This is a genomic window from Metabacillus sp. 84 (assembly GCF_050107715.1).
GTDB lineage: Bacteria > Bacillota > Bacilli > Bacillales > Bacillaceae > Metabacillus_B.
Genome location: NZ_JBNILN010000017.1, coordinates 21,348 through 34,804, shown reverse-complemented (window position 1 = coordinate 34,804; position 13,457 = coordinate 21,348). Strand labels below are relative to the sequence as shown.

At 42.5% G+C, this 13,457-nt stretch carries 12 protein-coding genes; 7 read left to right on the top strand and 5 right to left on the bottom strand.

Going from position 1 to position 13,457, the window contains the following annotated elements; genetic code table 11:
• The first annotated feature begins 198 nt into the window (after positions 1-198).
• From ACQCV8_RS18760 to abc-f, 4 genes are all read left to right on the top strand, one after another.
• A complete protein-coding gene (locus ACQCV8_RS18760; RefSeq protein WP_426846988.1) occupies positions 199-867 on the top strand; it encodes a cobalamin B12-binding domain-containing protein in 669 nt (222 codons plus the stop codon).
• The gene (locus ACQCV8_RS18755) at positions 845-1,951 is read left to right on the top strand and encodes an ATP-binding protein (RefSeq protein ID WP_426846987.1); all 1,107 of its coding nucleotides are present in this window, start codon (positions 845-847) and stop codon (positions 1,949-1,951) included. Before ACQCV8_RS18760 ends, ACQCV8_RS18755 begins: the two co-directional genes overlap by 23 nt.
• A 157-nt stretch (positions 1,952-2,108) precedes the next feature.
• Positions 2,109-2,225, top strand: coding sequence for an RAxF-45 family protein (locus ACQCV8_RS18750; RefSeq protein WP_426846986.1), 117 nt, complete (start codon positions 2,109-2,111; stop codon positions 2,223-2,225).
• A gap of 216 nt (positions 2,226-2,441) precedes the next feature.
• Positions 2,442-4,265 carry a ribosomal protection-like ABC-F family protein gene (gene abc-f, locus ACQCV8_RS18745; RefSeq protein WP_426846985.1) on the top strand — a complete coding sequence of 608 codons (1,824 nt, stop codon included), beginning with the start codon at positions 2,442-2,444 and terminating at the stop codon, positions 4,263-4,265.
• Between the two features lie 43 nt (positions 4,266-4,308).
• Here abc-f and ACQCV8_RS18740 read toward each other — a convergent pair whose 3' ends face one another.
• The 3 genes from ACQCV8_RS18740 to ACQCV8_RS18730 all read right to left on the bottom strand — a co-directional run bounded on the left by ACQCV8_RS18740 (position 4,309) and on the right by ACQCV8_RS18730 (position 6,834).
• On the bottom strand, positions 4,309-5,004 hold the full coding sequence (locus ACQCV8_RS18740) for an LrgB family protein (RefSeq protein ID WP_426846984.1): 696 nt from the start codon (positions 5,002-5,004) through the stop codon (positions 4,309-4,311).
• Positions 4,994-5,368: a CidA/LrgA family protein gene (locus ACQCV8_RS18735; protein WP_426846983.1), complete on the bottom strand. Its 375-nt coding sequence runs from the start codon at positions 5,366-5,368 to the stop codon at positions 4,994-4,996. The genes ACQCV8_RS18740 and ACQCV8_RS18735 overlap by 11 nt, the downstream gene beginning before the upstream one ends.
• 566 nt (positions 5,369-5,934) lie before the next feature.
• Positions 5,935-6,834, bottom strand: coding sequence for a LysR family transcriptional regulator (locus ACQCV8_RS18730; RefSeq protein WP_426846982.1), 900 nt, complete (start codon positions 6,832-6,834; stop codon positions 5,935-5,937).
• A 470-nt stretch (positions 6,835-7,304) separates the two neighbouring features.
• On the opposite strand from ACQCV8_RS18730, the gene ACQCV8_RS18725 reads away from it, so the two are divergent.
• Positions 7,305-7,916: a flavin reductase family protein gene (locus tag ACQCV8_RS18725; protein WP_426847014.1), complete on the top strand. Its 612-nt coding sequence runs from the start codon at positions 7,305-7,307 to the stop codon at positions 7,914-7,916.
• Between the two features lie 54 nt (positions 7,917-7,970).
• On the opposite strand, the gene ACQCV8_RS18720 is transcribed toward ACQCV8_RS18725, so the two are convergent.
• Positions 7,971-9,200 (bottom strand): M14 family metallopeptidase, encoded by a 1,230-nt coding sequence (locus ACQCV8_RS18720; RefSeq protein ID WP_426846981.1) that lies wholly within the window; start codon positions 9,198-9,200, stop codon positions 7,971-7,973.
• Between the two features lie 150 nt (positions 9,201-9,350).
• Here ACQCV8_RS18720 and ACQCV8_RS18715 point away from each other — a divergent pair, with 150 nt between their 5' ends.
• The gene (locus ACQCV8_RS18715; protein ID WP_426846980.1) at positions 9,351-10,844 is read left to right on the top strand and encodes a methyl-accepting chemotaxis protein; all 1,494 of its coding nucleotides are present in this window, start codon (positions 9,351-9,353) and stop codon (positions 10,842-10,844) included.
• Between the two features lie 83 nt (positions 10,845-10,927).
• Positions 10,928-11,506, top strand: a complete 579-nt coding sequence (locus ACQCV8_RS18710; RefSeq protein ID WP_426846979.1) for an NAD(P)H-dependent oxidoreductase — start codon at positions 10,928-10,930, stop codon at positions 11,504-11,506.
• Positions 11,507-11,684: 178 nt separating this feature from the next.
• Here ACQCV8_RS18710 and ACQCV8_RS18705 read toward each other — a convergent pair whose 3' ends face one another.
• Complete coding sequence (locus tag ACQCV8_RS18705; protein WP_426846978.1) at positions 11,685-13,445, bottom strand: glycoside hydrolase family 66 protein; 1,761 nt, start codon at positions 13,443-13,445, stop codon at positions 11,685-11,687.
• Positions 13,446-13,457 lie beyond the last annotated feature (12 nt).

The window sequence follows — 13,457 nt, the reverse complement described above, 5'->3', positions numbered from 1 at the left end:
CGGACCTGGCGTCAAAAAAATTCATTCTTACGGTTTATAGTATTTTCTACTGGGTATATATTAAGTTAATTATTTTTCTCTAAAAACCATCCTATAATGATGACTGGGCATAACCATACCTTATTTGCCTAACTTATGTTAGGCTTTGTTTACTGGCATTTTTAAGCGTGAGAACTTAATAAAGGCAGGTGAGGAAAAATGAATATTCAAGTGGAAGAGCTAAGTAAGCTTCTGCTGGATGGAAAAGTAATGAAAGCCTGGACCTTTCTCGAATCTTCAGCCTCCGGCAAGAACACCATGGAGTTTTACGATATGATAAAAGAAGCGATGTACCACATCGGTGAGCTTTGGGAAGAAAATAGGATAACCGTTGCCGAAGAGCATGTAGCTTCCCACGTATGCAAAAACCTTCTTTCATATAAGTACTATCACTCTCTAAAGCAAACCTATCATGTCATTCCTTTGAAAAAGAAAAAAGCAATGTTCTTTTGTGTTGAAGGGGAAGAGCACGATTTGGGAGTGCATATAGTTTCAAACTATTTTCACGAAAACGGATGGGATACACAGTGTCTCGGCAGAAATCTAAAGCTTGAACATGCACTGCAATTTGCAGAGAAATTTAAGCCTGAAGTTATTGGGATTTCAGTGAATATCGCCTACAATCTGCCGCTCGTTAATAAATATATTGAAGTGTTGGAGGAATTGCCGTTCGGACCGGTTATCATGGTAGGTGGGAAGCTTGCAGCCAGCCACGATCTGGAGTTTCATTGTCCTCCCGGCACGATGATTATCCGCAGCCTTACAGAGATTGAGGATCTAATTAACTATACAGGGACTGTTCAACATGGAAATGCAATTAATGTCTAATAAATACGAGAAGGTACCTTTCTCTTATTTTATGGTAAATCGGCGGCTTAACATTCTCGCTGTTTCAAAGAGAACCCATAATGAATTTGATGAAGCCTTCAACTTCATTGATATAGTAGGAATTGGAAGCAAAAAGAAGGCGGCATCGTTTATCCTTGATACACCGTCTATTTCAAGGATTGAGCTTAACATGAAAACGAAAAGCAAACCGCTATGCCTGTTTGACATATACATTCAGTATGAAAACAAAGATACCATTCATATTTTTTGCGTCAATAAAGAAGAATCGCTGGAGCCTGTTTATCAGGCGATGAAAAACCTTGAACTGGATTTAATGAAAGCCAATCAGTCGCTGCTGGAGAAAAATGCCCAGCTTGAGAAGTCTCTTAAGGAAATGAAGGAGCTGGCTGTACAAAACCATCATGTACGGTCCTTTAAGGAGATTGCTGCCAGTATTTCAAGCGATATTTCCAGCCCGCTCACCAGCATAAAGGGATTCTTTAACCAGGTGAAACCGCATCTCATCGACCCGGGTGAAAAAACGCTGTCCTTTGAAGCGCTGAATCGGGCGAATAATGAACTGTATGAATACTTATTTGACGAGCGTCCTCCAATCATGGCGAAGAGGAAGGTATTGCTTTCCCAGCTGCTTGACGAAACGGCGATGATTGCGAAAAGGGAAGCCTTGAATTTTGGCTGTGAAGTTCATTATCAGGCCAATTTAAAAAACCCGGTGCTGTTTGTGGATAATCGGAAAATTACACAGGTTCTTCTAAACATTGTCAGGAATGCGATGGAATCATTTATGGGAACCGTCGGTTGTAAGGGGAAAATTGAAATTTTCACAACCCTGAAAAGGGAATCCATAGAAATCATCGTTGACGACAATGGCTGCGGTATTGAAGAAGAGATAATGGAAAAGCTATTCATTCCATTTTCAACTAACAAAACTTCAGGAAAAGGGCTTGGCCTGGCCGTCAGTATGGAGATTCTGAAAAATCACGAAGGAAAGATTGAAGTGACCAGCAAAAGCCGTTTAGGGACGAGAGTTAAGCTGGTCCTGCCTTATGTAGAGCTATATTAAACCCGGCACTCATGATGAGTGCTCTTTTTAATGATGTGAATCATAATCCTTCTTAGGAAGATGTGTGTGAAGACTAGTAAGAGAAAATAAAAAATTGTCAGTAAACAATTTTTCGGCTATACTATGAGTACAATTTGCCGAAGGAGGTGGAGAAGAGATGAAACGTTCTGCAATTGCACAGGCTGACCGACTGACATTCCTATATTTATGCCGTGCAATTTTTCATGCAGCAGCTGCCAACGGGACACGTCTGTCCTTTTTCGCAACTGCATAGCATGACAGAATGTTAAGAAGAATCTCTAATCTGCTTATAAAGTGCGCTATGGGAGAGCTTGTTAGCTCTCCTTTTTTGTGCTTTTTTGGCCGGGATGAGCAAATTCTGCTTATTCCGGCTTTTTTTGCATCGTTTGATTCGAGTGTAAAGCATAGCAGCGGGTGTGAGGAGACCACGATTAATCCATAAAAAAATAAATTTGGAGGTGTTTAGCCAATGATTATTTGTTCTGTACAAAATGTTTCAAAATCCTTTGGGTCGCATTTGCTGTTTGAAAACTTATCATTAGAAATTCACGATAATGACCGGGTAGGTTTGGTTGGCCGGAATGGAACCGGGAAAACAACCATATTTAACATCATTAAGGGCAAGGAGCTACCTGATGCAGGAGTTGTGTCTGTTAGAAAAGATACGAAAATAGGTTATCTTGCACAAATTCCAACGGCTGCAGCGGGAGAGACAGCAGAAGGAATCCTTAGGAGAGCTTTTGAGGATTTACGTTCAATACAAAGGAAAATGAATGATCTTGAAGCTGTAATGGCAGGAGCGGACCGTGCAGAATTGGAAAGGGTTCTAATCCGTTACGGCAGCCTGCAGGATCAATTTGAGCGTCTTGGAGGATATGAAATGGACTCAAAGCTAAGCAAGGTAGCTGACGGTCTGCAGATTTCAGGCCTGTTGGACCAGCCCTTCTGCTCTCTAAGCGGCGGTGAGAAAACGAAAGTCGGGTTAGGAATGATTTTACTTCAGGAGCCTGATTTGCTCCTTTTAGATGAACCTACGAACCATCTGGATATTCGGGCAGTGGAATGGCTGGAGCAATTTCTTGGGGAGTATAAAGGAACCGTCATCATGATTTCACATGACCGGCATTTTCTGGATGAAACCGCAACAAAAATTCTGGATTTAGACGATGGAGAAATAACCGTCTACCACAGCAACTACACTGGATTTACAGAAGAGAAGCAAAATCGGCTCCTTCTTGAATTCCAGGCTTACCAGGAACAGCAGAAGAAAATCAAGAAAATGAAGGAAGCCATTAAGCGTTTGAAAGAATGGGCAAACCAGGCAAACCCTCCTAATGAAGGACTTCATAAGCGGGCTCGAAATATGGAAAGAGCGATGGAGCGCATGGAAAAGCTGAAGAAGCCGGTGCTTGACCATAAAAAAATGGATCTTACCTTCAATGGAAGTGACAGGAGCGGCAAAAGAACTGTGGTAATCGATGGAGTGACGAAGCGCTTTGGAGATAAACTTTTGTTTAACAATACGAATCTGGAGGTGCTGTATAAGGATCGGCTGGCCATTGTGGGAGAAAATGGATCAGGAAAGTCAACGCTTATCCGTATGATTTTAAATCAGGAATATCCGGATTATGGATCTGCAAGGCTTGGCAGCAGTGTAAAGACAGGATATCTTGCCCAGCAAATGATCTCACAAAATAAAGAAAATGAAACCATTATCCAATGTTTCCGCAGCGGAATTTCAATAACAGAAGATGAGGCCCGGCATGTACTGGCAAAATTTTTATTTTACGGCGCGTCCGTATTTAAGAAAATGGAAACCACCAGTGGTGGAGAGAAAATGAGAATTCAGCTTGCTAAGCTGATGCACCAGGATATTAACCTTCTTATTCTTGATGAACCTACAAACCATTTGGACATTGAGTCAAGAGAGGTGCTGGAGGACGCGATTGAACATTTTGACGGGACGGTGCTCGCGGTGTCGCATGACCGGTACTTTTTAGAAAAGCTCTTTACCAAAACCGCCTGGATCTATAATCAGAAATTGCATAAATTCACAGGCGGTTATCGCTATGCCAGGAGCAAAATGGAGGATTTATTCCTCCAGACTGAACTCCAGAATGAGCGGAAGCCGTCTGCAGAAAGACCAAGAAGTGCCCATGAAATTGAAGTGGAATTAGAAGTGCTTGAGCAGGAAATTGCACTTCTGGAAGAAATACCGAAAGCTGCAGAAAAACTCCGGCAGCTTCAGAGCAAGCGGGAAAAACTGTATGAACAGCTTCTATTGGCAGAATAGCAGCTGCATAAAAAACGCTCAAAGCGGATGCTTTGAGCGTTTGCTATAAGATAAAACCAGCTAATAGCGGAATGAGTGAATATCCGAGAAAGATGGTAAGAAAGCCTGCGAGAATCATGGATAGGCTGGAAAAGGTTCCTTCCAATTCTCCATATTCCATTGCTTTCGATGTACCTACACCGTGAGCGGCCATCCCAAGCATCAACCCTTTTGCAACGGGCGTTTTAATGGACATCCACTTTATGATAGAAGGGCCAATCATTCCGCCGATAATTCCTGTGACAATGACGAATGCGGTGGTGAGGGCAGGAAGACCGCCAATTTCTCTTGAGACTTCGATTGCGATCGGGGTTGTAATGGATCGTGGAAGAATGCTTAAAATCCATTCTCCGTTTAAATGGACCCAAATGGCCAGAATAAAAGAAGTCACGATTGCTGCGACAGAGCCCGTTGCTACACTTAAAAAAATCTCAGCCATGTATTTTTTTAAAAGATGGGCATGCTTATAGATTGGCACGGCAAAAGCAACTGTAGCCGGGCCCAGCATAGGTGTGAGGAGAACTGACAGGTCAGTATACTCGGATGCTGAGACCTCCAGCAACCGGATCAGGCCAATCAGAATAACCGGACTGATCAGCAAAGGGTGCAGCAAAGGAAATTTCACTTTTTTATAAAACCACTGGCTAAGTTTGTAGACGATGAATGTGATGAAAGTGGCAGCCATGATGTCAATCAGCATCTGCTATCGCCTCCCGTCTTTTATGAATCCTTTCAGCTGTAAGAGCAGTCGCACCCATTACAATAAACGTGCTCACTAAAATAATGCCAAGCAATTGAATCCCAACCCAGCCGAATAATTCCCGGTAGTCGACGATTCCAACAGCAGAAGGGATAAAGAACAGCAGCAGCTCAGCTAAAAGCCACGCAGCTCCTTTCTCAACCCATTCAAGTCGAATTGCTTTGAAATAGAGGGCTGCAAGAAGAAAAGTCATGCCGATTATTCCAGAAGGAATGGGAAGAGTTAAAATGTGGTTTACGAAGACTCCGAGAAGATAAAAGCAATGGATGAAACCGATTTGCGTAATGACTCTGATCCACTTCAAAAGCGACCCTCCTTTTCAAAACATACAATCGTTTAAAAAAAAGCCTGAGTCAGACCCTTAGTAAAGATGACGCTTTCGTCTCTTTTTTCGCTGATTGTCTGCTATCTTTGCAGCGGTTAAGGCATTCATAACTCTCTGGAAGCTGGTATAGGGAGTTATGAATGATTGACTCTTTTATATTTCTTTAGGTGTGAGACCTGCGGTAAGCTCTGTATTTATTTGGAGTTCCAGTGCGGCTTGTGTAACTAGAGAGCCTGCCTGTTTATCAGGCCTTCGCGCGAAAGCACTGCGCTGTATGCAAAAGCGAGGATCATATCGCAAGCCTCAGGAGCGATTTCTTTCAGCTCTTCCACAATCCTTATATCTAACCGTTCGATGAAAGAAATCCTTTATTAACGCAACTAACCCGGTCTGATGGCCGGATGCAGCAACTATACTGGATTCTCTTTATTGTTTGCCTGCATTCTACAATAGCACGAAGGCAATAATTCGTGAAATATATAATTATTATCAAAATCATAACTTTTAGTTATGGATAGATCAGAAACCGGCTCTTTCCAGCTCCGTCAATCTCCGGTTCTTAAACGGTCCTTCATACCAAGGATAAATTCAATAAACGCATTGCCGGCAAATGTAGTATAAGAATCTCTTACAGTAATAATCGCAAGCCTCCACGGTATTGCAGGATTCCGGATTGGAATTTTCCGCAGACGGCTGCTCGTTATCCGGCTGCAGATGGACTGCGGAAGGATTGTGACCCCGAGCCCTGCAGCCGCCATTTCAGACATAAAATCCCACTGGGAGCTTTGGAATAGAATATTTGGTTCAAACCCCTCATTTATACAGTACTCTCTGACCTGTTCATATAAAGCGAAATCCTCACTGTAAAAAATAAAATCTTCACGGCTAAGCTGGGCCAGCCTTACTTCTCTGCTGGATGCAAGCGGGTGACTTTCGTTAACAAGAAGGACCATTTCTTCATCCACAATTGGAAAGACATCAAATCGCTCTTCGTCCACAGGCAGTACGGCTACGCCCATTTCAATTTCTCCTGCGAGAACACTCTCTACAACTTTTTTCGCTCCGAATTCTGTAATTTGAATGTTTATTTTCGGATAGGCGGTATGAAAAGAAGAGAGAACTTTCGGAAAAAAAAGGCTCCCGATAATAGGGGGGATGCCAATTTTAATCGTCCCTTTGCTAAGCCCCTTCACATCAATGACCGAAGACAGCAATTCTTTTTCAATGCTGATCATCCGCACGGCATGAGTGTATACCGAATGTCCTGCATCAGTCAGCTCAGGTCCTTTATGATTACGGATAATAAGAGGAACACCAAGTTCATCCTCCAGGGATTTTATCATTTTACTGAGAGCAGGCTGGGAGACATGCATTTTTTCAGCAGCTCTTGTGAAGTTTTTCTGCCTGACTGCTTCTACGAAGTATTTCAGCTGTCTTAATTCCATAAAGTCACCTCTGGTAAATGGATAAATTGAATCGATTAAAGCTTGCTGCTGAAGGAATAAAAGGATTTTCAGTCAAATTGTTTGAGTTCTGAGCAATCATCCGGTAAAGGGCCGGAATATATAAGCTTGGGCGGAAAACGATCATCCGTCCAGACATCTGCAGTATCTTCAATGGGATGGTTGGAAATCCGGAAACGCTATTGTTATTATACTTTAGCCGTCTTTGTTTATGCTGTCAAAACAGATGGAAAGGTAATTCAATTATTCAATTATTCAACTAGTAACCAATATTTAGATTATTGCTTTTGAAAAACGGGTATCTGCCAACATAGGCAGACGGACCTGTATGACGAAAGAACCCAGCATGAATGGCTGGATGCTGGAAGGAGACGCTTTCTTCCGGGATGTAAGGCAGCCTGAACAGATATAAGCCTGCACGGTGGCAGTTTATGATCGAGAGGATGGTATGGATGATTTCAATTTGTCCGAAGGATTTATCAGTATTGGAGAATTATAAACTGCTGACAGGCAGTGTAATCCCGAGACCAATAGCCTTTGTCACATCAATTTCCGATGATGATGTGGTAAATGGAGCTCCGTTTAGTTTTTTTAATGTAGCTTCTTCAAATCCCCCTCTGTTAACCATTGCTGTACAGCGGGGAGAGGGGAAAATGAAAGATACAGCAAGAAATATTATTAACGGAAAAGAATTTGTCATTCATGTAACAGACGAGGAAAATGTAAAAAGTATAAATGAAACATCTGCTCCGCTTCCGCCTGACCAAAGTGAAATTGACTTTAGCGGATTAACCCTTACTCAAAGCCAGCAGGTTCAAGTCCCGGGTATAGAGGAAGCAAAGGTCCGGTTTGAATGTGTGCTCGAAAACCATTTAGAGCTTGGAGGCCGGGATGGAGAACCTGCAGTGGACTTTATTATCGGGCGGGTCGTCCAGTATCATTTTAAGCAAAGTGTTTATAAAGAAGGGAAGATCATGGAAAGAGAACTTGGTGCAGTGAGCAGGCTCGCCGGCACAAAGTATGGAAAGATCGGCGATATTTTCTCTATGGAGAGGCCGAAATAAGAAAAGCAGGAGGCGGTAATTTCGCTTCCTGCTTTTCCAGTTTATATAAAAAGATTACTGGATGGCTCCTTTATAGGTCAGAACACCTGTCATTGCCTGCTTAAAATCTGTTATTGCTTTTTCACGCCATTTCGTTTCGCGAGGATAGAATAGCTCTTTATATCTCGCCTGAATGATCAGTTCGCTAAGTTCATTGCTTGAACCATAGTGAAAAAGCTGATTTTCTTCAATCGTACGCTTTAAAGACTGAATGGAATCAACAGTTCCGTCTCCGAGAGTGCCAAACTCAAAAGTGGTGGAATAGAACGCTTTTTCCGGAGCTTTCGCTTTCGCCATTGCGGTGAAATATTCTGTCATATCTCCAGTAGATGCGTAGAACCCTTCAGTATCAGGGGTTAAGACCTGAGGATACTGGTAGGCAGCCTGCGCTTCTTCTTCTGTCAAAGTTTCTGCAGACGAGCTGAAGATGCTCATCTGATAGCGGGGGCCGTATCCAGTATGCAAATCAATGTGAATAATCTGCTTATATGGAGACATGAGCATCTGGTCGAATTCGCTTTTCATAAAAGCAGTCGACAGTTCATCCTTTGTTCCCCCGTAATAAACCCCTTTAGGATTAGTATACTGTCCGGTCAATAAAGCTCCTTCCACTTTGTCTGTCCCGGATACCGCGGATGTTTTTGCCAGTGCGGCGGTGAAAGCAGCGTCATGTGCAACGATATTTCCGATTTTTTTATCCGGCTCAAAGAAGTTTTCCAGCTCTTTATAGGACTTATTGCTGGTTAAATCGAAAGAATTCCAGTCCGGGATAAAGTTGCGGTTCAAATCAACATTGTTCTCATTGTAGCGGCGGAAGTTTTTCATCCCCCATGGATTAATGGAATGGACCATATAGACGCCAGTATCAGCAGGGTTGAGCTTTTGCAGAAAATCCTTAACAAACACATCCTGCATAGCCGAACCCGTATAACCTTCAATTCCATGTGAGCCGCTGGTTAATACAATTAATGTATCCTTGGATTTTGCCGCTTCTGCTTTTATCAAATCAATTGATAGGTTCTCTGAACTGGATAGTCGAAAGGTTTCACCTGATACTTCCTTCCACTCTGAAAAAGCAGTTTCATATTCTCGAAAACGTTCTTTTGACTGCTCATAAGTGCTTGGGTAACTCGACGGACTTTTAAGCAGCGTTCCTTGTGCTTCAGCTAGCAGATGATTCGGAATGACTACACTGTAAAGAAACAAAACGGCGATCAAAGAGAAGAAAACCTTTCTAAGCTTCATAATTACCTCCAACTGAATGTTTTGTATTGTTTGTTATTTAGTTCAATAGTATTATAGTCTATATGCCTATAAAATGGAAAATAAAAAGTTAAAGTTTTTACAAAATTGCCGAAATAAAAGATATGGAGATAGGAAAGCAGGGATTTTTTAATGGAGAATACATTAGTAAAACAACGAAATTTACAGAACGTATCAATTACTTTGTACCGTTTGTTCTTAATTGCAGGGATTATTATTTTTGCGAACAGTTTTATCCAGAAAGTTCTTTATGGAATGCCAAAGGTTACCTTCATGAATGTTACATACAATTTTCTGTTTCTTCTGTTTTTATATCCTGCGCTTCATTATAAGTTCAGGAAAAATGATGAAACATTCAAGAGACTGTCCGTCTGGTGCATGGCTGTATTTGCCTTTCTGCTTCATACGGATTCATGGGTAAATGTTCCGTTCGTTTGGCTTCTTCCGCTTGGAATTGCTGCATTATTTGCAGATTACCGGCTGATGAAGAAGGTGTTTTTTGTTTCACTGCCGCTTGTTATCGCCGCACAATTTTCACATCTATACCTGGCTGATCCGCTCGATATTGAATCAGGGCTGGACAGAAGCATATTGACGGCGGTTTATTATGGCTTGCAATTTCTCTTTATCGGATTGCTTCTTTCAAACAGTACAAAGCGTTTTGACAGGATGCTATCTGAGAGCGAAGAATTAAAGGAACAAATGAGTCTGGTTCTTCAGAAAAACCAAACCGCATCATCAGAAATCGGAGGTCATGTCGAAGAACTGAATCTGAATATCTCGGATACGAGCGGAGGAGTCACCCAAATGAATGAAGCAATCCAATCCATTCATTCTGATTCTGTCCGTTTTCAGGAGGATATGATCCGGTCATCTGCTGAAATGCGCAATATGGAAAAGGAAATCCAGTCCTCTAAAGAATTTACGGATCAGATCTCGGATTATTCAAATCGAATCAATGGGTTGATCCAGATCAATAAGCAGCATTTAACGAATGCGATCGTCAGTATAAATGAGGTTAAGGAATCTTCGGGGAATTCCGTGCACCATGTGCAGCTGTTAACAGAGAAGACTTCCGAGGTTGAAAAAGTTTTGAGCGCCATAAGAACGATTGCGGACCAGACCAATTTGCTGGCTCTCAACGCTGCCATTGAAGCAGCAAGAGCAGGGGAGCATGGAAAGGGCTTTGCGGTTGTAGCGGATGAAGTGAGGAAACTTGCTGAGCAGTCCTCACAATCCTCGCAAGTGATTCAAGATATATTGAAAGAAATTCTTGAAGCAAAGGAGCAGGTTTCCCGGTCGCTGCATAAAACCTCTGACATGATCAATGGAAGTGTTTCGGTCATATCCAGAACAACGGATGATTTTGATAAGATGGCAGCCATCCAATCAGAAAGTGAAGACCATTTAACGAAGGTTACAGAACGGTTCGATCATTTAGCCCGACGCAGCGGAGATGTCGGCCGCATCATCGGTGCTTTGCAGACTCAGCACGAGAACAATGAGGATAAAATTGCAGCTGCAGCTTCGGCTGTGGAGCAAATGAACGCCTCGATCCAGCAAGTTTCAGCTTTTGTGGAGCAGGTTGATATGAAAGCGAAGCGGCTTGTGAATGAAAAGCGATAAGAAAGAGAAAAATATCAGCAGGTATGTAAACTGGGAGTAACTGTTTCATTTCAGCAGTTATTCTTAAGGGGGAGTTCCTGCTAATGAAAGCCCTTATTATTTTTGCGCACCCAAAGCTTGACAGCTTTAACGGCGCAATTTTGGAAACAGTGATGGATCAGCTGAAAATGCTCCAGGCCGAAATTGTAGTCCGGGATTTATACCGGCTTAATTTTCAGCCAGTCCTTATGGAAGATAACTATTCTGAATTCTTCCAGACTAAGGTTTCTCCGGATATTGCAGAAGAACAATCCTATATACAATGGGCTGAGCAATTGATCTTCATTTTTCCTACATGGTGGGCGGGTATGCCTGCTATGCTGAAAGGCTACATCGATCGTGTTTTTACGAATGGATTTGCGTTCCGGATGCTTAAGGGTGGATCAGAAGGGTTGCTTAAAGGAAAAAATGGGCTGATTTTCCAGACGACCGGTCAGCCTGAGCAGAATTTAAAGCCGTCCCAGCTTGTGATGGCTATGGAGACGGCAATGGATTATGGCATTTTTCATCTTTGCGGAATTGAGATGGTATCTCACCGATTTATGTATGGAGTGACCTTCGCAGATCAGGCCACTAAGAAAAGAATGCTTCGGGAAGTAAGAGATATATTGCAGATTTTGTAATGAAAGTTTTAAAAAAGAACTGATGAGAGAACATATGGATAAAAACCCCCGGTACATACCGGGGGTTCTCCTCGTGAAAGCCATTTCGGTCACAAATAGAAGGACATATCACGCTTTTCAACGTGTACCCTTAATCTGCCCAAACGAAATTAAAAGAGAATACTCTTATCCCTGCTCCTTATTCATACTCCATTACAAGCATTGTCCAATATTTTAGTGAAGGAACACGGATTGTAACGTTTTGATCTTCTTGTGAAAAATGGACGGGAACCGGAGCTGCTTTTCGGGAGTCCGGTGATGCTGCCCATACTTTTTTTATGGGCGCCGATTCCTTAACTTTTACTTCAAAGCTGCCAATAGCCTCCGGCTCAGGCTGGGTGCCTTCCGTATCCCGCCATTCCATTGAGTCCGCTGCTGTAAAGTTAGTAAAATGGACCATACTGTGATTTCCGTTTGTTTTAGAGAATGCCCAGACTTTTCCTTTTTCCGGTTTCTTACTGATGGGTAGGCCGGATTCGATTTGAAGCGGTGATTCTTTAACATTTTCCCCCCGCAGCAAATTTTGATAAGCGACCAGGAAGTCATAGTATGGAACGAGCTGTTCTTTCAGCTCATCTGATGCTTTTAGGTTTTTATTAGGAAAATACTCACTAGATAACATGTGCTCGCCTAATTCGAGATGTGCGCCGCCTGATGAAAAGATGACGCTGTTGGCAAGAAGGATCCCTGGCGGATTAAAGTTCCCTTGCTGTCTTTGGGAAAGGCTGTAATTCATATAAGCCGCAAGAACAGTGCTTTTTCCTCCAGAAATACTCGCATTGTAATCAATGATTTTCTTTAGATCGCCAAATTCCTTGTATTCATCCCAAACCTCGGTATACATAAAATCAACTGGTGCTGTTCCAATCTGTTCCTGCCCATATTGATTGACCCCGTTCAGGACGAGTGATTTATCAGGCATTGTTTCTTTTGCATGATGCAGGAATTCATCAAATTGATCTTTAAGCTCTGCCGGATTGCCGCTGTGGTCAAAAACCTCTCCTCTTGGACCAAGCTGGTCAAGGTGCCAACCGTCGAATGGGAGGTGCTCATAGATCGCTTTTTGTTTAGACAAGATGTATTCCTGCCATTCGGGATTTCCTGAGTTCATGACATAAACATCACTTTTCCAGCTATCCGGTAAAGGATGGATGTCCTGGACAGCATGATCAGGGTCTTTATAGACTCTCCATTCATCTTTAACCCCTTCTGGTCCTGCATTCTCAAAAGCTCCATATAAAAGGTTATAAGCCATTGTTTGCATCCCGTATTGTTTAGCTTTATCTAATTGGTGCCGGAGTGTTGAGAAGGAAACGTGCCGGCCGGCAATATCTTCCCATTCAGAAGATGGTGTTCCATCTTCAAGTTTAAGAGGGGAATGATGCTTATAGTGCCAGTCATAAAATTGCAGTCCGTTGATATGGTACCGGTTCAGCTCTGTTAACACGTTATCGGATTTCTTGAGGGCGTCATGTGAAAAGTCTGATAAAAAGCCGTAGCGCGGAAACACCTTCCAGTCACTTGATACGTCCACCCCTATTGTATAACGTGTGCCATCAATTACCGTTTCCGCCAGGTACCCTTTATAATCTTTTTCTGGCGGGGTCCAGGTCCAGGAAGCATGCTCTTTCTTAAAAGTGACTTCCTGTGACGCGATCGGTTTATTTAGGTGGTAATAGCGGACATTTGCTGTCTTCTGCTCTGGTTCATGCGGAAGCCTAAGCGAAAAAGAAACACCTTCACCGGGTATATAGCGGGCTTTATTCACTTCAAATTGAGCGTAATGAGTCTGTTTACTGATCTGATTGGGCTCAGGTTTATATACTGAATATAGATAAAACAGGCCGAGTACACTCAGAATGAGAGCCGATACCGCGAGAATTCTTGTCTGTCTATTCATGATGGAATAGAT

Coding starts and splice junctions, on each gene's coding strand:
- ACQCV8_RS18760 (WP_426846988.1), top strand. CDS start 199: ATGAATATTCAAGTGGAAGAGCTAAGTAAGCTTCTGCTGGATGGAAAA.
- ACQCV8_RS18755 (WP_426846987.1), top strand. CDS start 845: ATGGAAATGCAATTAATGTCTAATAAATACGAGAAGGTACCTTTCTCT.
- ACQCV8_RS18750 (WP_426846986.1), top strand. CDS start 2,109: ATGAAACGTTCTGCAATTGCACAGGCTGACCGACTGACATTCCTATAT.
- abc-f (WP_426846985.1), top strand. CDS start 2,442: ATGATTATTTGTTCTGTACAAAATGTTTCAAAATCCTTTGGGTCGCAT.
- ACQCV8_RS18740 (WP_426846984.1), bottom strand. CDS start 5,004: ATGCTGATTGACATCATGGCTGCCACTTTCATCACATTCATCGTCTAC.
- ACQCV8_RS18730 (WP_426846982.1), bottom strand. CDS start 6,834: ATGGAATTAAGACAGCTGAAATACTTCGTAGAAGCAGTCAGGCAGAAA.
- ACQCV8_RS18725 (WP_426847014.1), top strand. CDS start 7,305: ATGATTTCAATTTGTCCGAAGGATTTATCAGTATTGGAGAATTATAAA.
- ACQCV8_RS18720 (WP_426846981.1), bottom strand. CDS start 9,200: ATGAAGCTTAGAAAGGTTTTCTTCTCTTTGATCGCCGTTTTGTTTCTT.
- ACQCV8_RS18715 (WP_426846980.1), top strand. CDS start 9,351: ATGGAGAATACATTAGTAAAACAACGAAATTTACAGAACGTATCAATT.
- ACQCV8_RS18710 (WP_426846979.1), top strand. CDS start 10,928: ATGAAAGCCCTTATTATTTTTGCGCACCCAAAGCTTGACAGCTTTAAC.
- ACQCV8_RS18705 (WP_426846978.1), bottom strand. CDS start 13,445: ATGAATAGACAGACAAGAATTCTCGCGGTATCGGCTCTCATTCTGAGT.